The sequence below is a fragment of the Bifidobacterium vansinderenii genome (assembly GCF_002234915.1).
GTDB lineage: Bacteria > Actinomycetota > Actinomycetes > Actinomycetales > Bifidobacteriaceae > Galliscardovia > Galliscardovia vansinderenii.
The window spans coordinates 1-20874 of sequence record NZ_NEWD01000005.1 but is presented as its reverse complement, the minus strand read 5'-3'; the positions used below and the strand labels follow the sequence as shown (position 1 = coordinate 20874).

Annotated in this window: 15 protein-coding genes, 1 tRNA gene and 1 pseudogene; 8 read left to right on the top strand and 9 right to left on the bottom strand. The window is 62.6% G+C overall.

The window, feature by feature from the left end; all coding sequences use genetic code 11:
* Window positions 1-32: 32 nt before the first annotated feature.
* Entirely contained in the window at window positions 33-629 is a 597-nt protein-coding gene (locus Tam10B_RS02800; protein ID WP_158214110.1) for a TetR/AcrR family transcriptional regulator, read from the bottom strand.
* A 438-nt stretch (window positions 630-1067) separates the two neighbouring features.
* On the opposite strand from Tam10B_RS02800, the gene Tam10B_RS02795 reads away from it, so the two are divergent.
* The 4 genes from Tam10B_RS02795 (at window position 1068) to Tam10B_RS02780 (ending at window position 6418) form a co-directional block, all read left to right on the top strand.
* Entirely contained in the window at window positions 1068-2387 is a 1320-nt protein-coding gene (locus tag Tam10B_RS02795; protein ID WP_158214109.1) for an MFS transporter, read from the top strand.
* A gap of 93 nt (window positions 2388-2480) precedes the next feature.
* Window positions 2481-4712 carry an exo-alpha-(1->6)-L-arabinopyranosidase gene (locus Tam10B_RS02790; RefSeq protein WP_093959752.1) on the top strand — a complete coding sequence of 744 codons (2232 nt, stop codon included), beginning with the start codon at window positions 2481-2483 and terminating at the stop codon, window positions 4710-4712.
* A 322-nt stretch (window positions 4713-5034) separates the two neighbouring features.
* Window positions 5035-6189 (top strand): MFS transporter, encoded by a 1155-nt coding sequence (locus Tam10B_RS02785; protein ID WP_332881254.1) that lies wholly within the window; start codon window positions 5035-5037, stop codon window positions 6187-6189.
* 144 nt (window positions 6190-6333) lie between these two features.
* Window positions 6334-6418 (top strand) — tRNA-Ser (locus Tam10B_RS02780).
* Between the two features lie 91 nt (window positions 6419-6509).
* On the opposite strand, the gene Tam10B_RS02775 is transcribed toward Tam10B_RS02780, so the two are convergent.
* Window positions 6510-7220, bottom strand: a complete 711-nt coding sequence (locus Tam10B_RS02775; RefSeq protein WP_143248511.1) for a nucleotidyltransferase domain-containing protein — start codon at window positions 7218-7220, stop codon at window positions 6510-6512.
* A gap of 52 nt (window positions 7221-7272) precedes the next feature.
* Here Tam10B_RS02775 and Tam10B_RS02770 point away from each other — a divergent pair, with 52 nt between their 5' ends.
* Window positions 7273-7935, top strand: a complete 663-nt coding sequence (locus Tam10B_RS02770; protein ID WP_093959749.1) for an HAD-IA family hydrolase — start codon at window positions 7273-7275, stop codon at window positions 7933-7935.
* A 10-nt stretch (window positions 7936-7945) separates the two neighbouring features.
* On the opposite strand, the gene Tam10B_RS02765 is transcribed toward Tam10B_RS02770, so the two are convergent.
* From Tam10B_RS02765 to Tam10B_RS02755, 3 genes are all read right to left on the bottom strand, one after another.
* A complete protein-coding gene (locus tag Tam10B_RS02765; RefSeq protein WP_093959748.1) occupies window positions 7946-9430 on the bottom strand; it encodes a metallophosphoesterase family protein in 1485 nt (494 codons plus the stop codon).
* 220 nt (window positions 9431-9650) lie between these two features.
* Window positions 9651-10400: a LuxR C-terminal-related transcriptional regulator gene (locus tag Tam10B_RS02760; RefSeq protein ID WP_093959794.1), complete on the bottom strand. Its 750-nt coding sequence runs from the start codon at window positions 10398-10400 to the stop codon at window positions 9651-9653.
* A 54-nt stretch (window positions 10401-10454) separates the two neighbouring features.
* Window positions 10455-11906 (bottom strand): ATP-binding protein, encoded by a 1452-nt coding sequence (locus Tam10B_RS02755; protein WP_093959747.1) that lies wholly within the window; start codon window positions 11904-11906, stop codon window positions 10455-10457.
* Between the two features lie 146 nt (window positions 11907-12052).
* Here Tam10B_RS02755 and Tam10B_RS02750 point away from each other — a divergent pair, with 146 nt between their 5' ends.
* Window positions 12053-13765, top strand: coding sequence for a PspC domain-containing protein (locus tag Tam10B_RS02750; protein WP_158214108.1), 1713 nt, complete (start codon window positions 12053-12055; stop codon window positions 13763-13765).
* A 120-nt stretch (window positions 13766-13885) separates the two neighbouring features.
* Window positions 13886-14554, top strand: coding sequence for a hypothetical protein (locus Tam10B_RS02745; protein ID WP_093959745.1), 669 nt, complete (start codon window positions 13886-13888; stop codon window positions 14552-14554).
* Window positions 14555-14718: 164 nt separating this feature from the next.
* On the opposite strand, the gene gdhA is transcribed toward Tam10B_RS02745, so the two are convergent.
* The 4 genes and pseudogenes from gdhA to Tam10B_RS02725 all read right to left on the bottom strand — a co-directional run.
* Window positions 14719-16065, bottom strand: coding sequence for an NADP-specific glutamate dehydrogenase (gene gdhA / locus Tam10B_RS02740; protein WP_093959744.1), 1347 nt, complete (start codon window positions 16063-16065; stop codon window positions 14719-14721).
* Between the two features lie 218 nt (window positions 16066-16283).
* Window positions 16284-16934: a DUF4125 family protein gene (locus tag Tam10B_RS02735; protein WP_408606624.1), complete on the bottom strand. Its 651-nt coding sequence runs from the start codon at window positions 16932-16934 to the stop codon at window positions 16284-16286.
* A 143-nt stretch (window positions 16935-17077) separates the two neighbouring features.
* A complete protein-coding gene (locus Tam10B_RS02730) occupies window positions 17078-19060 on the bottom strand; it encodes a DUF4037 domain-containing protein (protein WP_093959742.1) in 1983 nt (660 codons plus the stop codon).
* 151 nt (window positions 19061-19211) lie between these two features.
* Window positions 19212-20300: pseudogene (locus tag Tam10B_RS02725) on the bottom strand (MFS transporter); the annotation flags it as partial.
* Window positions 20301-20404: 104 nt separating this feature from the next.
* Here Tam10B_RS02725 and Tam10B_RS02720 point away from each other — a divergent pair.
* A partial coding sequence (locus Tam10B_RS02720; RefSeq protein ID WP_456297848.1) for a helix-turn-helix domain-containing protein occupies window positions 20405-20874 on the top strand: 470 nt, incomplete at its 3' end.

The following is a 20874-nucleotide window of genomic DNA, read 5'->3' as shown; positions in this document are numbered from 1 at the left end:
GATTATCCTGATGGTTCCGTGCGGCGGTCCGGTCAGCGATAGCCGTCCCAGACGGGGGAGGGGAAGAGTCGTTCCTCGCAGTCGGCCCAGAGACTGGTCAACGATATCTGGGGGTTATGCAGCCATTGCACCTGAATGCCGTCCATGGTGGCGTCGCACACGCGCATCGTGGCGCGTATATCCACGCCGTCCGGGACCTGCCATGCGGCTTGGCAGGCCCACTCCAGCGTCTTGTTCTCGCGCTTGACGAAGTAGTCGTGCGCGGGATGTGAAGGTTCTAGCGTCTCCGCGTTGAGCATGCTGAACAACTGCACGAACACGGGACGCTTCTCGTTGACGCGCGCCAGCAGACGGTAGTAGGCGGGCAGTGGTGCGGGGCCTTCATAGTCCACGGTGCCGGGTGTATGCCGCCTGATGAATTCCACGAATTCCGGTGTCTCGTCGTACCGCTCGGTGATGATCAGCGTCAGCAGATTCTTTTTGTTTTTGACGTAGTAGAGCAGATTCTGCTTGCTCATGCCTGTCTTGTCGCTGATGCGTTCGAGCGAGGTGCCGTAGAAGCCGTATCTGGCCATCAGTTCCGTGGCTGCGTCGAGTATCGTGTCGAGACGATCGTCGAACTTGCTCATGATGGCTTCTCTCCTGTGCGTTGGCGTGGATGGGCGACCGTGCCCATCGCATGTACCATCGTACATTACTTTTACCTAATGGTAAAGCAAGGGCATGGCGGCTGATCGTGTACATGATGATTGATGTTGCGAATTATTGACGATTTGTTGCTCGAATAGGTGAGACACGCCTTAAATTTCAACATTCTTGATATTTTTTACCGACTGGTATATTTTTTACTTGCGGTCAATTTTTACTCAAGTCAAAAACATGAGGAACGACCGTGTTGATGACGGTCGTATCAACGGTCGCCGATTGACGATTGTGATCAACTGGTCGACCGATCCGGCCGATTGATCATTCGACGTGTGGAGTCGAAGCAGACCTACCGCGTCGAGGCATGGAAGGATGCGCTTCGCCGGCGGCGAAGCGGCTCATAATCAAAGGAGTGAATGAGCATGACAGCCTCACAGACGGAGCACAAGAAAAACGGACCCGAACCGCCCAAGGGGGCGATCAGTGCGCATGACGCGATTGAAGCTCTTGCCAACCAGCCCATAACCATGGCCCAGCGCGTGCGATTCCTCGCGGGATTCCTGCTGTGCGGCATTCTGTGGTACGCGCCGTTCGCAGCTGCCATCGGCATTCTGCTGCCGCAGAGATTCCTCGACGACGGTGTAGGCAACCCCACTGCTCTTGTTGCCCAGCTCAACTCCATCGGCGCATTCGTGGCTCTCGTCGCCAACCTGCTGTGGGGCACGCTGTCCGACCGTTCCCGTTCGCGCTTCGGGCGTCGCTCACCGTTCATGATTATCGGTGCCGCACTCGCCGGCCTGTTCCTCTGGCTCACCTCCGTGGTTGGCAGCCCGGCGCTGATCATCCTGTGCTGGTGCGGTGCGCAGCTCTTCCTCAACATGCTGCTCGCGCCGTTCCTTGCTGTACTATCCGATCGCGTGCCGGAGAACAACCGCGCCAGCATGTCGGCCGCCTACGGCCTCGGCGTGACGGTAGGCCAGTCTGTCGGACAGATCGTGGGCGCCCAGCTCATCCATAACCTCGGCTTCGGCATCCTCCTGTCCGGCGTGCTGCTCGGCGTCACCGGCCTGCTCGTCGTGGTCATCTGGCCCAAGGAACCCTCTGCGCAGAACCTGCCCCGTACCAACGAGGGCTTCGGCTCGCTCATCAAGGCGTTCACTCCGCCTACCAAGAACTGCCGTGACTTCTATCTGGCGCTGTTCGGACGCCTGTTCATGGTCACCTCCATGTACATGATCGTCAACTACCAGTTGTACATTCTGCAGCAGTACATCGGACTCGACGCCACCGGATCCGCTGCGGTGCTGTCCGTCACCGCCGTGATCATCATGGTCGCGTCCCTCATCGCGTCCGCGGTCACCGGCCCGCTGTCCGATCTCATCCAACGCCGTAAGGCGCTGGTGATCGGCGCCGCCGTGATCATCGCCATCGGCTTCCTCATTCCCGCCTTCGCGCCGAGCATCTGGGCCATGTACGCGTGGAGTGGCCTGTACGGTTTCGGCTACGGCGTGTACAACGCCTGCGACCAGGCGCTCAATGTCGACGTGCTGCCCAGCAAGGCAGAAGCGGGCAAGGATCTTGGCATCCTCAACCTCTCCAACACCGTCGGACAGATGGCAGGTCCGGTCGCCACGTCGATCATCGTCATGGCGTTCGACAGCTATCAACTTGCCTTCCTCATCGGCGCGATCGTGCTCGTGGTCTCCTGCGTGTTCATCGCCCTGATCCGCAAGGCCAAGTAACCTCCCACGATTCCGTCCCATCGACCCATTGATTGGTCCCCATCGGTCCTATCGAACACCCGTCTGTAAACGACACCAGCAAAGGAGCACATCATGGTAAACGTCAACGAACTCACGCTTGAGGAGAAGGCGGCGCTCACATCGGGAGCCGACGCTTGGCACCTGACCGGTGTGGAATCCAAAGGCATTCCCGGATACATGATCACCGACGGCCCCCACGGACTGCGCAAGATGAAGCGGTCAACCGGAGTCTCTGGACTCTACGACACCGTTCCCTCGACATGCTTCCCTCCTGCGGCGGGATTCGCCAACTCGTGGAACCCCGAACTCGTACGGGAGGTCGGCGTGGCCATGGGCGAGGAATGCGTGCAGGAGAAGGTGGCCGTTATCCTCGGTCCCGGCGTGAACATCAAGCGCAACCCACTCGGCGGTCGCTGCTTCGAATACTGGTCCGAGGATCCGGTGCTCGCCGGACGTCTGCCAGCCGCGCTCATCGAAGGGGTACAGTCGCAGGGCATCGGTACGTCGCTCAAGCACTTCGCCGCCAACAATCAGGAGACCGACCGCATGCGTATCTCCGCGCGCATCACCGAGCGTGCGCTGCGTGAAATTTACCTGTCCGCGTTTGAATACATCGTCAAGCATGCCAAGCCATGGACCATGATGTGCTCCTATAACCAGATCAACGGCGTATTCTCCTCGGAAAACCCATGGCTGCTCACCAAGGTTCTGCGCGACGAATGGGGGTACGACGGCATCGTCATGAGCGATTGGGGTGCCGTGCACGATCGCGCCGCATCTGTGGCCGCCGGTCTCAATCTCGAAATGCCACCAAGCAACACCGACGACGACGTCGTGATCGCCGTTCGTGAGGGGCGCCTTGACGAAAAGCAGCTCGACCGCATGGCGCAGGGCATGCTCGATCTGCTCGAGAAGGCCCGACCCGCCATGGAACGCGACTACACGTTTGACAAAGACGCCCACCATGCGCTCGCGCGCCGTGCCGCTCAGGAATCCATCGTGCTGCTCAAGAACGACTGCGGCATCCTGCCCCTCGCCGCCGACGATCGCATCGCCGTGATCGGCGAGTTCGCACGCACCCCGCGCTATCAGGGAGGTGGCTCCTCCCACATCAACCCCACCCGTATGGTCTCTTTCCTCGACGCACTAGCCGAACGTGGTGTGGACGCCACCTTCGCCCCCGGATTCACACTCGACGACACCAAGCAGGACGGTGCGCTGACTGGCGAGGCCGTCGCCGCCGCGCAGAACGCCGACAAGGTAGTCATGTTCCTTGGACTGCCCGACCTTGCTGAATCCGAGGGCTATGATCGCACTGATATTGACCTGCCCGCCAAGCAAATCGAGGTGCTGCATGCCGTGGCAGTGGTCAATCCGAACGTCGTAGTGGTGCTGTCCAACGGCGCGGTGGTGTCCGTGCGAGACTGGCAGTCCGACGCCAAGGGTCTGCTCGAGGCCTGGCTACTCGGTCAGGCCGGCGGTCAGGCTACGGCGGACGTGCTGTACGGCGACGTGGACGCCACCGGACGCCTGTCCGAAACCATCCCGCTGGACATCGAGGACAACCCGTCCACGGTGAACTTCCCAGGCGGCGAAGGCTATGTGGATTACGGCGAGGGCATCTTCGTCGGGTACCGCTACTACGACAGTCGCAACCTCGAAGTCGCCTATCCATTTGGCTATGGACTGAGCTACACCGAATTCGAGATCGGCGACGCCAGGGTCGAGGCGACCGGACCGACCAGCGCGAAGGCCAGCGTCGTCGTTACGAACGTCGGCGATCGTGAAGGCTCCCAGGTGGTGCAGGTGTATGTGGCGCCGAACCATGCATCTTCCGCCGTGCGCCCCTGCCACGAGCTCAAGGCGTTCGCCAAGGTGCATCTCGTGCCGGGCGAAAGCCGGACCATCGAATTCGATCTTGACGATCGTGCGTTCGCCTACTGGTCAGAACGGTACGAGGACTGGCATGTGGAGGCCGGCGACTACATGATCGAATTCGCCTCGTCATCGCGTGACGTGGCCGATGCCGCGGCCGTTACGCTCGACGGCGACGGCAAGACTCTGCGTCTGACCGACATGTCCACCATCAAGGAATGGCTCGACGATCCGGTCGGATCCGCGATCTTCAACGCCCGCGCCGCCGAATTCGAGGAGGACGGATCCACGTTCTGGATCGACGACGAGGTGAATGCCATGTTCTTCCTGACCGTACCGTTGAACAGCATCACCACCTTCGTGGGGCCCAAGGGACGGTGGTTCAAGGAGACGGTGCTCTCCGACTACGACGCTGCAGTGGCTCGATAGCGTCGAATGCGTCGTGGCGGCGAACAGGCACGCCGCCACGACGCTGTGCGCAAACGCTGTCTCCGACGTAATCGTTAGCGTATTCTGTCGTGACGATTGTCGGATGACAGCGTTATTTTTTTCTCGTTCCGTAAACAATCATCCCCGTCATGGGGGTTCCGCAAGGAAGAGATCAACGATGACGCAGGAGCAGATAAGCGCCAGCCAGAAGAACGTCAAGAGCGAATCCTCCAAGGCCGCGGTGGAGTCCGTAGCCTCCGCTGGTCGGCCTGCCCCGCGTGACGACCGGTTCTTCACCCTGCCGGTGATCTCACTGGTCGCCATGAGCTTCATGCTCGGCATGAGTGAATTCATCATCGTTGGTATCCTCCCGGACATCGCCGAAGGCCTGAACGTGTCCCTGACCACCGTGGGAGGACTCGTCTCGTTGTTCGCGTTCGTCTACGCGCCGGCAACGCCGATCGGCGCCTCGATCAGCTCCCGGTTCGAACGGTTCCGCACCCTCTTGTTCCTTGCCATCGTGTTCCTGATCGGCAACCTCATGTGCGCGTTCGCCGTCGGCTACGGCATGCTCGTGGCAGCGCGAATCGTGATCGCACTGATCTCCGGCACCACCGTGGCCGTATCCATGACGTTCGCCGACGACGTGGCCACACCCAAGAACCGCACCAAGTTCGTGGCTTGGGTGTTCTCCGGCTTCTCCATCGCATCCGTGTTCGGCGTGCCGATCGGCACCACCATCGCCAACATGTTCGGCTGGCGATGGTCGTTCCACGTGATCAACCTGCTCACCGTGGCGCTGATCGTGCTCATGTGCGTCGTGCTGCCGAAGAACCATTACGGGCCCAAGTCGCGCTTCCTCGCCCAGTTCTTCATCTTCACCGAAAAGCGCATCTGGGGCGGCATCCTCGCCGTCGTGTTCGCCGCGGCCGCAACCTACGTGTTCTACACGTACCTCACCCCGATCCTCGAACAGGAGATCGGCATCCCCGAACAGTACATCTCGTTCGCGCTCGCCGCGTACGGTCTGGCCTGTCTCGGCAGCAACCTGTACGGCGGCAAGCTCGGCGACCGCGGCCGTGGCGTGGTGCCGCTGGTCAAGGGCCGTCCGATCTACCTGATCCAGGCGGTGTTCATGGTGGCGCTGCCCTTCGCCGTGCTCAACCCGCTCATCGGCTGCGCAGTATTGCTCGTGCTCGGCTTCCTCATGTACCTGCAGAACACGTCATCGCAGATCTTGTACATGGACGTGGCCGCCGCCACCCACCCCGGCTCGCTGAACCTCGCGTCGTCGTTCAACTCCATGTCGTTCAACATCGGCATCGCACTGGGCTCGGCCGTCGGCGGTCTGGTGACCGACCACGTGGGCATGCGCTGGCTCGGCCCGTTCGGCGCCATCTTCGCCGTACTCGCCTATCTCACCGCCGTGTGGCTCAACGTTGATCTTAAGCGTCGCGAGGCCGCTAAGGCCAAGTGATCCGCATTCTGTTCCCCTTGGTGTAATCACACCAGGACAGGAGGGGACGGGAACACAAAGACCGCGGTTTGGCGAACCGGCCGCTTTGCATTATGATGGTTCGCGTGCTTTTGCGTGTCGGGAACTCCGGCATGTGAATTCCGTGGACAGATGTCTGAGCGGTCTAAAGAGACGGTCTTGAAAACCGTTGTGGCGCAAGCCACCACGAGTTCGAATCTCGTTCTGTCCGCGATTGGGCTCCCTGGTTTCTACCGGGGAGCCCTTTGCATATCAGCCGGTCGTGCACTGAACGCACACTGACCAATCGCGCACCGCTGCCGTCAGCCCAGCAGCCGCATTGAACGACCAACCCACTCCAGCAGCCACCGATACGGCTCATCGATGCCATATTCGGCGATGGCCGTTCGGATCGCATTGTCGTCGATGCTCAGCTCCATCATCCGCGCCTCGTTATCGTGGCCATCCCTCACGCACACCTCAAGCAGATCGTTCTTGGTGGGCAGGAACCGGCCGGTCCGCAGATATTCGACGATCTGCAGGGAGAAGAAGAAATGCTTGTACGCGGCGTGCAGCGACTCCACACAGGACTCCAGATCGTCGTCATGCCGCAGGAACGCGTTGTTCGTCAGATGATACAGGCTCGCCAGACTGGCCTGCGCCCCCAGCACAGTATCGCGCGGCTCCATGTTCGGCAGATTGTTCGTCAGACTCCCGAACCACGTCTCCGTGCCCTGCGCGAACTGGAACAGTTCATACATCGGCCAATGCACGAGCTGACGGCGGCCGGACGCGAACATTACCACACGTTCGCCGTACGGCAGATCGCGAATCACCCGACGCAGCGTCTTCAGATCGTCGATGGTCATGTCGTTGAGAATGACGAGCAGATCGATGCCGCTGTCGGGATTGGCCTCGCCGCGCAGATAGCTGCCCTGCAGGCCGACGCACTGCAGGCGCTCACCGAACGCATCATGCAGCGCGGCCACCACCTGCGGGCGCCATGTGTACAGATCGACCAGACTTCGTCTCATGATGCCAGTCTAGTTCCGGCCCGGTGCGGTCGTGCGTGATAGTGTCGCCGATATGAATGGGAATAATCATGATTCACGCGGCGATCTCAACGTCGTGTTCGACTTCTGCGACGTGCTGCTCAACTGGGATCCCAAGAGCGGCACGTATGATCTGCTGGCCGGGGAGTTCGGCGTCGACGCGTGGAGGGACTTCTACGACGAGGATGCGCCGTACGGCATGTGGCACTACGATGGTCTGCTCGACATCGGACTCGATCCACAGGAGGCTGCCGCCGACTACCGCGCGCATCATCGTGGCGAGGACTGCGAGCGCATGTTCGACGTGTACTATGCGCATCGCGAGCAGGCGTTCCGTGGCATGATCACCGGCATGGATACGCTGCTGAACGATCTGGCGCGGCGTGGCGTGCCGGTGTGGGGTCTGACGAACTTCACGCAGGACGCCGTGGATTATGCGACGGCGAAGTATCCGTCGCTGCGGCTGCTGCGCGACGTGATCGTCTCGTCCACGGAACGGTTGAAGAAGCCGGATCATCGCATCTACGAGCTGGCCGCGGAACGGTTCGGCATTGATCCCGGCCGGTCCGTGTTCATCGACGACAAGATGTGGAACGTGCGCGGTGCCAAGGAATCGGGATTCCGGTCCTTCGTGTTCACCAACGCGCTCGATGCCCGCGCCCAGCTCGCGCAGTTCGGAGCGTTCTCGCGTCGCTAGGAATCGTGCACTACCGGTACCACAGGCGACGAATCACGCTGTGCCACACCACGTGGGCGGTGGCGGCGAGCGTGAGCAGTGCGGCGGCAAATACCTTCGGGCGGCGCAGCTGGTTGCGTACCGAGGCACCGTCGGTCATCAGATGATCGCCGAAGAACACGCGCACCTCGTCGCCGCTGTGCGGTCCGATCAGTTCGCCGAACGTGAGCATGCGCGAATCGTAGGCCGCCGGATCGTCCTCGTGGAATACGAACAGGCGGATGCCGCGCAATGCCGATTTGGGGCCGTACGATTCAAACCCGCAGGTTGGCGCGTATCCCAGATCGAGGCCGTCCACGTGTCCGATGAACGAGTTCTTGTGGTCGTGGCCGGTGAACAGTGCGAAATAACCGCCGGTGTTGCGCAACGTATCAACCTCGCCGCAATTCTCGTCCGGGCAGCCGATCGACTCGCCGAGCATAGAGCCTGGGCGGCACACGGATTCGTCGATCACATAGCACTGCCCGGCGAAGGCGCGCGTGCCCTCCACGGCGTTCGGCGTCCATGCGGGCACAGGGCGGAGGCAACGGTAGAACTCCTGCGGAGGAATGTGTTGGAACGCGATGGCCGGCACGGGCTTGCCATCGCCGTTGACCTCACCTAGATGATGCTGCACGTCAGCAAGCCATTGCAGCGCCTCCGGGCTGGGGGAGCCGTAGCCGGCGCTGTCGGCCAGATCGAGGGCACGGGAATGCTTGGCGTAGAACTCGTGCGTGATGGAGTGCAGGGCCTGCGGGGTGCCCTCCATGTAGGATGCGGGCTCGCCGTCCTCATCGCCCGCCTTGCCGGCGTAGTCGCCGGAGTTGACCATCATCACGCTCATGGCGATGCGATCACTGCCGTCGGATGCAGCGATCGGCAGGGCGAACGTGCCGGGCTCGCAGGCCAACGGGTCGGCATTGCCCTTGGTCTGCGAGTCGTCGTCGGTCTTCGGAACGGTGTCGGTCTTTGGATTCAGGCACCCGTCGAACTCACGGTACATGTCATCCTGTTCGTCCACGAGCACGCCGCACTGGAAGTCATGGTTGCCATAGGTCGCGGCGAATGGCACATGCGCTTCGATCGCGGGGGAGAGGAACGCGGCGAACGTGCGGCGGACCTTCTGCCGGGTGGCGTCCATCGCCGCGGCGAGCAGCGCCTGATGATTCGCGGAATCGGCGTCCACGTCGGGGCCGGACTCGTCCATCGGCGTGATGCCGCGCACACGGGCCTCAAGTTTGGTTACTGCGCGGATGTGCTCGCCGGGCTCGTCGTCGCGCCGGCGCAGGAACGTGTCGATGTATGCGGGATCGTATCCGCGGATCTGGTCGCCGGTAAACACGATGAGATCGGGATCCCCCTCGGCGATGGCCGCCCGGATCAGGCGAAGCGTATCCTCATTGACGTTCGGTCCGTCCTGAATATCGGCCATCTGAAGCACGCGGAAGGTGCCGTTCCTGCGAAAACGAAGAGTCATATTAATCCACTGTATTACTTCGCACATGGGAATGGGAGGTTCTGTAGGAAGTTGAAAGCTTCTGTTCGCCTTCCGGTTACGTTATGAGGGATTGGGTGTGGGTCTCGGACGTCGCCGGTTCACAAAACGCAGATACCCGGACGTGCGCGTTGCAATACAAGGCGTCAGGCCCGGTATCTGCGTTTTGTGAACCGGCAATCCCGGTGCCCCGAACAAAACCTCACACAATACTCCGATCAGACGCCCATCGAATGAGCTCCGCCCGGTTCGACAGCTGCAGCTTGCGCAGCACGCGCGAGGCGTGCGTCTCCACGGTCTTCACGGAGATGAACAGCTTGGCCGCCACCTCGCGATACGTGTAGCCGCGCGCGATCAATCGCATCACCTCGCGCTCGCGCGGCGTGAGCTGGTCCAATTCCTCGGAGTCGATGCCGTATCCGGTACGGGAATCCGAGTCGGAGCCAGACCTCGCGTTCCAACCGGAGGCGGTTCCGGCGCTCGCCGCCCCGGCCTGGAACATGGACAGCACGAATCCCGCCAGCTTCGGCGAAAACACCGTATACCCCTGCGCCACCTGATGGATCGAGGAGACCAGATCCATGCGCGAGATCGTCTTGGTCACATACCCCAACGCGCCGGCACGAATCACAGCGCCCACATCCTGCGCTGAATCCGACACGGACAACGCCAGAAACGCCGACTCGGGCGAGGCTTCCCGCGACTTGAGAATGATCTCCGCGCCGCCGCCGCCCTCGCCGCCGGGCACATGCACGTCAAGCAGTACCACATCCGGTTTGGTCTGTGTGATCATCGCCACCGAGCCCTCCACGTCCGCGGCCTGCCCGACCACGTCGAACCGGTCGCCAAGAATCGTGATCACGCCGGCACGAAACACCTCATGATCGTCCACGATGGCCACGGTGATGCGTCGATCGTCACCGGCCCCCTCGTCGAAATCGTTGCCACTCATCATCTCATCCATCACGTCCTCTCCTTCTGTCACACGCTTCCTATGGTCACGCGGTCACGGCCGTCCCGCAGCGACCGGCATGTGCATGTGCACCTCGGTGCCGAACTCGGCGGACGACTCGATCTCCACCTGACCGCCGCGCCGCATCACACGGCCCATGATCGACTCGCGCACGCCAAGCCGCCCCTCGGGAATGGCGTTCGGGTCAAAGCCATCGCCATGGTCCTTCACATACACGTCCACGCCGTCGTCCATCACCTCACAGTACACGCTGATCGGCGGCCGACCATGCTTGGCCGCGTTGGTCAACGCCTCGCGCGTGGCCTCGAGCAGCGCGGTCAGTGACTCGTCCGGCTGTACGTCACCAACCGTCACCACATCGATGGGCTCGCCCACGCGGGCCTCCGCTTCGGCGGCCGTCTCCCTGAGTCCGGTGACGAACGACTGCGACTCCGTACTGCGCCTCTGATACAGCCACGACCGCAGTTCCCGCTCCTGGGCGTGGGCGAGCTGCCGTACGATCGCCGGATCATCGGCATTCACTTGGATCAGCGACAGCGTCTGCAATACGCCGTCGTGCAGATGCGCGGCCATGTCGGCGCGCTCCTCCTCACGCTCCTTGGCCGCCTGCTCGTCGGCGAGTCTACGGGTCATCGCCGTGACGCGCGGCCCGATCATCAACGCGGCCGCGCCGGCCAGCAGCAGCACACAGACGATCACACGCAGCGACCGGTTGGCGGTCCGCTCATACCCGATATACGTGGAGAAGGCGAGCAGCGCCACCGCGAGCAGCGCCCCCCCGGTGGCCAGACTGATTCGTCCCGACGTACGCGGATACCGCCGTAGTGCCCAGTCGGCCAGTACGCCGGTGGCGGCGAAGAACAGCGTGATCGCAGGGGAGACCTCATGAAACAGATTCCCCAGCAGCACCGTCAGCGGAACGATCACCGTATATGCCGCCACGATCACCGATATGGTGGACGCGTCGTGCAGCAGATCGGTGAACGAACGGCTTCGGGCGGGGGAGAAGCCGTTCGCGGCCGTCGTGGCGTTCGTCGAGGCGGCCGCCATATCCGCTGATCTGGCGGCCGTTCCCATCACATCCGCGTTCCCCCTGGCCAACGGCATGCTCATCACATCGACGCGCTCCCGCTCGGCCGAACGTGGATCGCCCTTCGGTACGAACGCCCAGAGAAAGACATACAGCACCAGTCCGAACCCGAACAGCGGCGTGGCTAGCACCATGAACGCGCGCACCAACGGCGTCGGCAATCCCAGATGCGCCGCCAGTCCGGAGCATGCCCCACACAGCAATCCGCCATGACTGCGATCGGGGCGTAATAGCGGAACGTGCGCGGGGGCCAGCGGCTGAAGCGGTACCGTGGCAGATGCATTCGCGACAACGGCTTCCACCGTTCCCGTCGCGTCCGGCGTCGCGCCCTCCGCGGTTATGCCATCGATCGTGCGGCGCGTCACGATCGGCGGGGCTTGCAATACGATCATCATGCCTCCATTCCTACCGCAGCCATGCGCGGACCATGCCGAACCGCCGCCGATCTCAGGAAAAATCAGGCGATCGCGCGGAAAATGTCAGGCAATGTCAGGGCAAACCCCCATAGACGGATGGTATGTCGCCGTGGTCTCATGAAGATATGAACGACAACGACAAGACTTCGCACGGCGCAACCGCACACGATACGACCGTGCATGACAAGACCGCACCGCCCAAAGAATCCCGCTTCTTCCGATGGGTGCGCGACAGCGCCGTCGAGCGCTCGCCATACCGATGGTTCGGCGGCGTGTGCGGCGGTATCGCCTACCGCATCGGCGTGAGTGAACTGCTGATCCGGGCCGTGTTCGTGGCCTCCTGCTGCTTCTTCGGCGTGGGTGCAGCCGTGTACGGACTGGCGTGGCTGATTCTGCCGGACAGTCGCGATGGCCAGATTCTGCTGCAGCGACTCGGTCATGGCAAGCTGTCGTGGCCGTTGGTCGGCGCGAGCCTCATGTTCTGGGCGGGATTCCTTGCCATGGTGAACCTTCCCGCGACGATGACGGACGGGCGCGTCGACACGGTCGGCTGGTGGATGTTCGTCTTCGTCACGATCGGGTTCCTCGCATTCCTCAATTGGAGCGGGTCGCGCGCGCAGTATGTGGTGAGGCCGTCGTCCGCGGTCCGTCCTGTGCGCAGTCTGGAGGATGAGATGCGGAACGCGCAGACCGGGGGAGTGGATGCGCCGTCGGCTGATGCATCTTCGACGACTGTCATGGCGTCAGATGGTGTGACTGATACAGCGGCGACTGCGACTGCGGCGATGGCCAAGATTGACGATACGAATAGTTCTGCGGCAAAAACCTCATCCGTCCAGCTGGAGCCCATCGCCGATGCGTCCGTTCCCGTCAGTCCCAAACCGCGTTTGCGTCGGCGTCCGGCCGGATTCCTCGTCGTCGGCGTGGTCTGCGGACTGATGCTGGTCTCGCTGGCCGGCGTGCTGCTGATGAACGCCATAACGCAGGCGGATCCTCAGGAGATGATTCGCTCCATCCTGATCTGGGTGTGCGCCGCGGCCGCCGTAGTCGGCATCGTGCTGGTGGTACTGGGATTCCTTGGCCGTAAATCCGGCGGTCTGCTGCCGATCTCCGTACTGCTGTTCATCGCCGTGACGATACTGGCGATGACCGGCGTCACGTATGCCGGCACGTCGTCTGCCGATGAATCGCGCAACTACGCGGTGAAAAACGTGTATTCGAATCTCGAATTGGGCAGTGGCGATGACCAGATGCGGATGTACCGCGACGGACTGACGCTCAGCGGCGAACATTCGGGCGGCTTTTCCCATGCGACGATCAATCTCAGTGATGCCGCGGAATGCCCGACCGGCACCATCCACCTGAATGTGGAATACACGCAGCTGGTGGTGCGCATGCCGCGCGGCTGCGGATTCCTGCTGGGCAACGACGCGATGGGATACCCGATGGCAGTCAGCGGACTGCGGGGTCTCTCCTCGAACTCGCCATTGCTGAGCGGATTCACCTTTGCGGCAGACGGAGACCTCTCCAGCGGTCAGCTTCCCGCCGCCATGGCGCCGAGCACCGATTCAGATACCGGTTCGGCCGATGGCTCCGGTGTGGTTGGTGATACGAGTTCGGTTGGCGATACGAATGCGCAGGATTCCGGTGACGGTTCCGATGCCGCGACTTCAGACGACACTTCCGAAAACGGTACTTCGGATGGCTCGGACATCGATTCCGATGAAGACCTGTACGACTATTCCACTAACTGGACCACCGACGACACCAAACTCCTCCGCATCGATGCCACCGTCCGCTTCGCCTCCATAGAGGTCAGCGCCTTCGACAATCACTAGTCCGGCTTCCCTCCCCTCAGTCAGCGCAGCTGGCTGAGGGGAGCGCCACCGCTATTTCGTCTAGCCTCAATTCCCTAGCAGCCTCCAGCAAACCTACTCCACACAAAAAGGACCCAACCCATGCCCACTAACACCCCCAACCCCACACCCACCGATTCCCTCGCCGACATCACCGCCGAGCTCCCCGCCAACCCCTTCGCCGCCAACGCCGCCAAGGTCCCCCTCTTCTCCGCCGACTCCGTCAGCACCACCGAACTTCCGAAAGTCGCCTCCGCTGATTCCTCCGCAACACGGTCCGCGGAAAACCACGAAACCGAGTCCGATGTCCCCTATACTGAGAAATTCCGTGCCGGCTCGTCGAGCGGATTCGTATCCGATACCCTGGCCGAGCCCACGATCCCGATTCCCGGGAAATCGGTTCGTCTCACTGTGGACGGCGACGATAAGTCTGGGGATATTTCCCCAAAGCAATCCACCGTTGTACACACCGCTGCGCATAACACTGGGGATATCAATAATCAACGAAGCGCCGCTGCCGCCGCACCCGATGAAACCGAAACGCCATCCCCCTGGAAGACCGGCATCAGCGTCCTGACCGTCGTCTTCGGTCTACTCCTGTTCATACTCGCCAGCTTCGGCTTCCTTACCGTCTACCGTTTCCCCGAACCGATCTTCTCCATACATTCCGGTTCACTTGACGCCCTCCTGTTGGCCGCGGTCCTCGCCGTTGCCGGCCTGGCCATTATCGCCGGCGTCCTCATCCGCACAGTCCGCCGGAATCGGGAATAACGGTGCCGGTGCCAAGACGTCATGTCCCAAGATGTCATGTCATGCATATGATGCCGGCGAACAAATAAAAAATCGGCTCTGTCGACGATGGAAACCGTCGACAGAGCCGATTTTATGACTGTCGCTTTATGCCATAATGCGCATAATCGACAGTTGCGTATGGATCACAGCACGCCCTGGGCGACCATGGCGTTGGCGACCTTGACGAAGCCGGCGGCGTTGGCGCCGAGCATCAGATCGCCCTCGTGACCGTACTCCTTGGCGGCGGCCAGGGATTCGGCGACGATGGTCTCCATGATGTTCTTGAGCTTGGCGTCCACCTCGTCGAACGTCCAGGACAGACGGTAGCTGTTCTGGCTCATCTCCAGACCGGAGACGGCCACGCCACCGGCGTTCGCGGCCTTGGCCGGGCCGTACAGCAGGCCGTTCTCCTGGTACACAGCGATGGCCTCCGGGGTGCTCGGCATGTTCGCGCCCTCAACGACCACCTTGCAGCCGTTGGAGACGAGAGCCTTGGCGGACTCCTCGTTGATCTCGTTCTGGGTGGCGCACGGCAGGGCGATGTCGCACGGCACGGTCCACACGCCGGAGCAGCCCTCGTGGTATTCGGCGCCTTCGACGCGCTCGGCGTACTCCTTGATGCGGCCGCGCTCGACCTCCTTGATCTGCTTGACCACGTCCACGTTGATGCCGTTCGGATCGTAGACATAGCCGTTGGAGTCGGACACGGTCACGACCTTGGCGCCCAGCTGCTCGGCCTTCTGCGCGGCGTAGATGGCCACGTTGCCGGAACCGGAGATCACCACGGTCTTGCCTTCGAAGGAATCGTTCTTCAGCACGCGCAGCGCCTCGGCGGTGTAGTAGCACACGCCGTAGCCGGTGGCCTCGGTGCGGGCGAGCGAGCCGCCGAACTCCAGGCCCTTGCCGGTGAGCACGCCGGAGTATTCGTCGCGGATGCGCTTGTACTGGCCGAACAGATAGCCGATCTCACGGCCGCCCACGTTGATGTCGCCGGCGGGAACGTCGGTGAACTGGCCGATGTGACGGCACAGCTCGGTCATGAAGGCCTGGCAGAAGCGCATGACCTCGGCGTCGGACTTGCCCTTCGGGTTGAAGTCGGAGCCGCCCTTGCCGCCACCCATCGGCAGCGTGGTCAGGCTGTTCTTCAGGATCTGCTCGAAGCCGAGGAACTTGATGACGCCCTCGTTCACAGTCGGGTGGAAGCGCAGACCGCCCTTGTACGGGCCGATGGCGGAGTTGAACTGAACACGGTAGCCGCGGTTCACCTGCACCTTGCCCTCGTCGTCAACCCAGGCCACGCGGAACTTGACCACGCGCTCGGGCTCGACGATGCGCTCGAGGACGCCGTTCTTCTCGTATTCGGGGTGCTTCTCGACAACCGGCTCGAGGGTCTCGAAGACCTCGCGCACGGCCTGCAGGAATTCGGGCTGGTCTCCGTCGCGCTGCTCCACCTGTGCGTAGACGCGCTTGAGATACTCGTTGTTCAGCATCATGCTCCTTAGCATGTTGGGAGCCACGTCGCCCACGATTTCCCCCGACATTGTTGAAACGCGACAGTCATGGCCGGGCGACGATGCTCTGATTGATGAAACACCCTCATCATAAGGCAGGATGTCCATTTACGGAATACCCATCGCACAATGTGGGACGGAGACATGGGAACGGCGGCTCATCCGCCCGAACGATCCGCCATTCCCGATCACCGGTCCTACTGCGCGGCCTCGGCCTCATCAAGACCGTCGAAGCCGCCGAGGATCACCGTCGTGGCGATCGTCTGCTCGGTCAGGTTCACGCCGGCGTTGCGCAGATCGATCACCATCAGTGCGTACTTGTGGAACGTACGGTCCGAATACGTGCCGAGCTCGCCGCGCAGATACGTCTCGAACGACGTCGTGCCGATCACGTCCTCGTCCGTCGTCAGCACGCGCATGGCCTGACCGAGTTTCGGATAGCGCTCGCGGAAGTCGCGCGCCCACGCCACCTGCTGTTTGATCACGGCCTCCTGCGCTGCAACGCGTTCCGGGTCAAGCACGGGCAGCGACGGCTCGAGCTCCCTGTGATAGCGCTCCGGCTCGGTGGACTCCATCATGCGCGCGTACTTCTCGGTGAGTAGATTGCGCCCCGACTCGTCGGCGTCGTCGAGATCCTGCGCGTAGCTGTCGAGCAGATCGAGACGCCACGTGAGGAACTGGCTGATGCGCATCTGATGGAAGGTAGGCCAGTTGCCCTGGCAGTTGGCACGGCCGCCCTCGTTGTTGACCTGCTGGAACTGCTGCCATTCGTGACGCACGATCAGCTCGGCCTTGTGCGCCTGCTCGTTTACATTACGCTGGTCGTCGTACCACAGCGTGCTGGTCAGCACGTTCTTGTCCGCGGCGTCGGTGGTGGTCATGTGTGGACTCCTCGTTTTCTGATTTGTGTTTTCCGATTCGGCTTTTGTGATCTCGTGACGATGATTTCGTACCGATGATCTCGTGACGATAAAGGCTTGAATCCGCGGATTCACAGGCTCTTCAGCCACGGGTTGGCGATATGCTCCTCCACGTACGGGCGCTGCCATTCGAGGAAGGTCTCGTCGCTGCGGGTGAGCCCGTCGCGCTTGAGTTCGGTCACGATCTGCCCGCAGATATGGTCGATGATCTCGTTGACCTGCTTCACGGCCGGGCCAGCGCCCTTGCCTCCCTCGCCGAATCCCGCACCGCCGTAGCATGCTGCCGACGAGATGCGCAGCAGCGTCTCCAGCTGTTCGCACACGTCGGACATGCGCGTGGCCAGACCCCGGCTGAGCCTGCGCAGCGCGGCGAAACTCCACTTGTAGTAGGGCAGATAGCCCACGGTGATCGGCTCGTTGACCAGATACACGAACGATGCGGTCGCCTTGACGAACTCGTCGATCGCCAGCCATGCGGCAGCACCGTCGTCACGCTCGATCATGCGCGGGAAGTTGTACTGACCGGCCTGCGAGATCATGCCGATCCTGCGCGACAGCAGTGCGACGCGCACCTCGTCGGGCATGTTCTTGAATCCCTGACGCGTCTTGGAGAACTGTCCCAGCGGGTCGGCGAACACCTTGCCGTTCGTCGCCGCGGCAAGCGTGGCCTCGTCGAGCAGCAGCCATTCATGCGCCTTGGACGGGTCGTTGCCCGGCGCCTCGCGATATCCGGTGATGCCCTCGAAGAAGTCGCCGATCGAGAACACGCCCTCGCGGCGGTTCGCGCCCTGCGCGCGCGGCGTGGACGAATCGGCGGTCTTCACCGTGAATCCCATGAACTCGTGCGGCAGCAGCGTCTCGTAGTCATGCTGCAGACGCTCGCCGATCGCGGTGTAGTCCTCGTCGGTGAGCCACAGGCAGAAGCGCGGCGCGAAGTCGTGGTCCTGCGAGATGGCGTCGTCGAACCCGTAGCATTCCGAACCGTGCCCGACCAGTCCGGCAGCGATGCGGCCCTTGTAATCGGCGTAGCGGTCGGCGATCATCGGCTTGCCGCAATGCAGCCAGTACTGCTTCGCCAGCTCCAGTCCACTGATGGACGGACGGGCCGTGGCGGCCGGCGTCTCCGCGATGCGCGCGGCGGTCTGCGAATCGTCGACGAACTGATCGCTGTCGTCATTCCAGAAATCCGAACCGTCGTCGGCGGGCACGCTCACGCCGGCCTTCGCCGCGGCCTGTTCCACGGCGTCCAGATTCTCCTCGGTGATGGTGTAGTAGTCGTTGTGTCCGTAGCATTCCTCGATCACGGCGAGCGACTTGCGGTAGGCGCGCACCGCGTTGTCGAGTCGCCCGGCGTGGAAGCACGCCTGCGCGTAGCCGGCGAGCGCGGAGGCGAAGTGTGCGCTGTTTTCGAGATGCCCGCGCTTGTAGATGCGCAGCGCTTCGGCCGCGTGCTTCATGGCTTCGCTATCGCGGTCGGCGTTGAGCAGGATCAGTGCCAGATTCGTATGCGTGGACGCCACGTCCACGTCCTCGGCGGCGTTCACGCTCGACGATTCGAGGATGTGCAGCGCCTTGCGCAGCTCCTGCTCGGCCGGCTCGTACCGGTTGGTCTCGCTGTAGAGAATGGACAGATTGTTGTGCAGTGCGGCGAGACGGCGGTCGGTGGGGGAGAGGGTCTTCTCCGCGGATTCCAGTGCATCGCGGTAGAGTCGTTCCGCGTCGTCGTACTTGCCGGCCGCGCGCATGGCGGTGGCCGCGTTGATTAGTGTGGTGGTCCAGGCGTCGCTGCCCTCGAGCCCCATGCGCTTGGCCAGTTCCAACGATTCCGTGACCAGTGGCAGGTTGTCGGCGTGCCGTCCTTGCGAGCGGTAGAAGCCGAGCAGTTCGTTGATCACGGTGAGCTGGCCGGCGTCGTCGTTGAGTCGGCGCGCCTCGTCGAGCGCGTGCAGCAGGTACGGTTCGGCCTTGGTGGCGGCGTCGTGCGCCGAGAATATGGAGTCGAGTCCCTGAATGAATCCGTTGACGTCAAATGCGCCGTTCGCTTCGTTGCCCATGCATCCCCCTGATCCGGTCGGTCATACGTCGGTCCGCGTTCGTCGCGTCCCGTGGATTACGCATCGTTCCCAAGTCTAGATGTCCGTCCGGCGCGGGGGAGTGCCGGACGGACGAAATCCCTGTGATCTTACCCACACATCGTTGGTGTGATCACACGTGCACTTCGCGCATGCGCTCGTACGCTCCGGTGTTCGTCTCGTGACGCATGGAGTACACGGCCAGGCAGATCACGGCGAGCAGGGCGAGCGGGGCACCCGTCAGCGACGGATAGTGGTAGTCCATGTTGGTCATGGTCAGCGCGGCTCCGCCGATCATGGAACCGACCGCGTTGCCGAAGTTGAACGCCACCTGCACGGTCGCGCCACCGATCAGCTCGCCGCCGCCCTTGCCCGCGTTGGCCATGAGCAGCTGCTGCGGCGAGGAGACGAAGAACAGACCGAACGCCACCACGAACGTCATGATCGCCGTGCCGACGTGCCCGCCGGGAATGAAGAAGATGACCACCAGGCCGATCATGGAGATCGTCTGGCCGAGCGCGGCGGTGCCGGCGTACCGCCATGCGTCGCAGATCTTGCCGCCGATGAGACCGCCGACCACCATGCCGAATCCGGCGAGCATCATCAGCACCGGCACCATGCCGGACGGGTAGCCGCCCACGTTGGTCAGCCACGGCGAAACATAGCTCCACCAGCAGAAGACACCGCTGTTGCCCAGGAACACGGCCGCGAGGATCAACCACGGTCCGCGCTTCTTCAGGAACTCGAACTGTCCGGCCAGACCCTTGTCCGGTACGGCGGGAATACGGGGGATCCACGCCAGCGTAAGCACGATCGTCACCGCTGCCCATGCGGCGAGCACGCCGAACGCGAGACGCCACGACAGGAATTCGCCGAGCATGGTGCCGGCGGGCACGCCGATCATGTTCGCCACGGTCTGGCCGGTGACCATCGCGGAGACGGCCTGCGCCTCCTTGCCCTTGTCGGCCACGGTCTTGGCGATCAGCGTGGCCGTGCCGAAGAACGCGCCGTGCGGCAGGCCCGAAATGAACCGGGCGAGAATCAGCATGGCGGAGTTGACGGAGAACGCCGACATGCTGTTGCCGACCACCACCAGCACCATGAACAGGATGATGAGGTTCTTCGGCGGCACTCGGCGTCCGAAGACGAGGATCAGCGTGCCCACGCACACGCCGATCGCGTATGCGGAGATGTAGTGGCCGGCCTGGGGGATGGTGACGCCCATGCGCGGGTTCTAGTGATCGTTGCAACACCTGGTGATCCGGGAGGAGATTTCGGGTGGGCAGGTGGGTGTTCGATGGTGTTGGGTACGCGACTCGTGGCGAGATGTGCAAGGCGCGTCGGGATCGGTACGTGGAGCTCATAGCCGGCGGGATGAACTACACGCAGGCCGCGAGAGCGGTCGGGGTCTCGAAGCGTACGGGCAAGGTATGGCGTAACGGGGGCGCCAGCGGCGGTCGTCGTGTGCAGCCGTCCGTGGTGATCCGGTATGCTCCCGTCATGCATGAGTCGAAGACGATCAGCCCACGGTTCCTGGATCTGGAGAGTCGCATCAGCATCGCCGATTGGCGGCATGCCGGCATGGGCGTGCGCGAGATCGCCAGACGGCTCGGACGTCCCGCGTCGACCGTGTCCCGGGAGCTCGCGCGCAACACGAATCCATCCACCGGCGAGTATGAGCCGAACCGGGCCCAGCGGATGAGCGCCGGACGTCGTTCGAGGCCCAAGACCGCGAAGGTGCGTGCGGTGCCCGGCCTGCTCGACTACATCCGGCGCAGGCTCTCCGACGAGTGGAG

Bases quoted from the DNA above. Each gene is read 5' to 3' on its own strand.
- Tam10B_RS02800 (WP_158214110.1), bottom strand. From the start codon at position 629: ATGAGCAAGTTCGACGATCGTCTCGACACGATACTCGACGCAGCCACG.
- Tam10B_RS02795 (WP_158214109.1), top strand. From the start codon at position 1,068: ATGACAGCCTCACAGACGGAGCACAAGAAAAACGGACCCGAACCGCCC.
- Tam10B_RS02790 (WP_093959752.1), top strand. From the start codon at position 2,481: ATGGTAAACGTCAACGAACTCACGCTTGAGGAGAAGGCGGCGCTCACA.
- Tam10B_RS02785 (WP_332881254.1), top strand. From the start codon at position 5,035: ATGAGCTTCATGCTCGGCATGAGTGAATTCATCATCGTTGGTATCCTC.
- Tam10B_RS02775 (WP_143248511.1), bottom strand. From the start codon at position 7,220: ATGAGACGAAGTCTGGTCGATCTGTACACATGGCGCCCGCAGGTGGTG.
- Tam10B_RS02770 (WP_093959749.1), top strand. From the start codon at position 7,273: ATGAATGGGAATAATCATGATTCACGCGGCGATCTCAACGTCGTGTTC.
- Tam10B_RS02765 (WP_093959748.1), bottom strand. From the start codon at position 9,430: ATGACTCTTCGTTTTCGCAGGAACGGCACCTTCCGCGTGCTTCAGATG.
- Tam10B_RS02760 (WP_093959794.1), bottom strand. From the start codon at position 10,400: ATGAGTGGCAACGATTTCGACGAGGGGGCCGGTGACGATCGACGCATC.
- Tam10B_RS02755 (WP_093959747.1), bottom strand. From the start codon at position 11,906: ATGATGATCGTATTGCAAGCCCCGCCGATCGTGACGCGCCGCACGATC.
- Tam10B_RS02750 (WP_158214108.1), top strand. From the start codon at position 12,053: ATGAACGACAACGACAAGACTTCGCACGGCGCAACCGCACACGATACG.
- Tam10B_RS02745 (WP_093959745.1), top strand. From the start codon at position 13,886: ATGCCCACTAACACCCCCAACCCCACACCCACCGATTCCCTCGCCGAC.
- gdhA (WP_093959744.1), bottom strand. From the start codon at position 16,065: ATGCTGAACAACGAGTATCTCAAGCGCGTCTACGCACAGGTGGAGCAG.
- Tam10B_RS02730 (WP_093959742.1), bottom strand. From the start codon at position 19,060: ATGGGCAACGAAGCGAACGGCGCATTTGACGTCAACGGATTCATTCAG.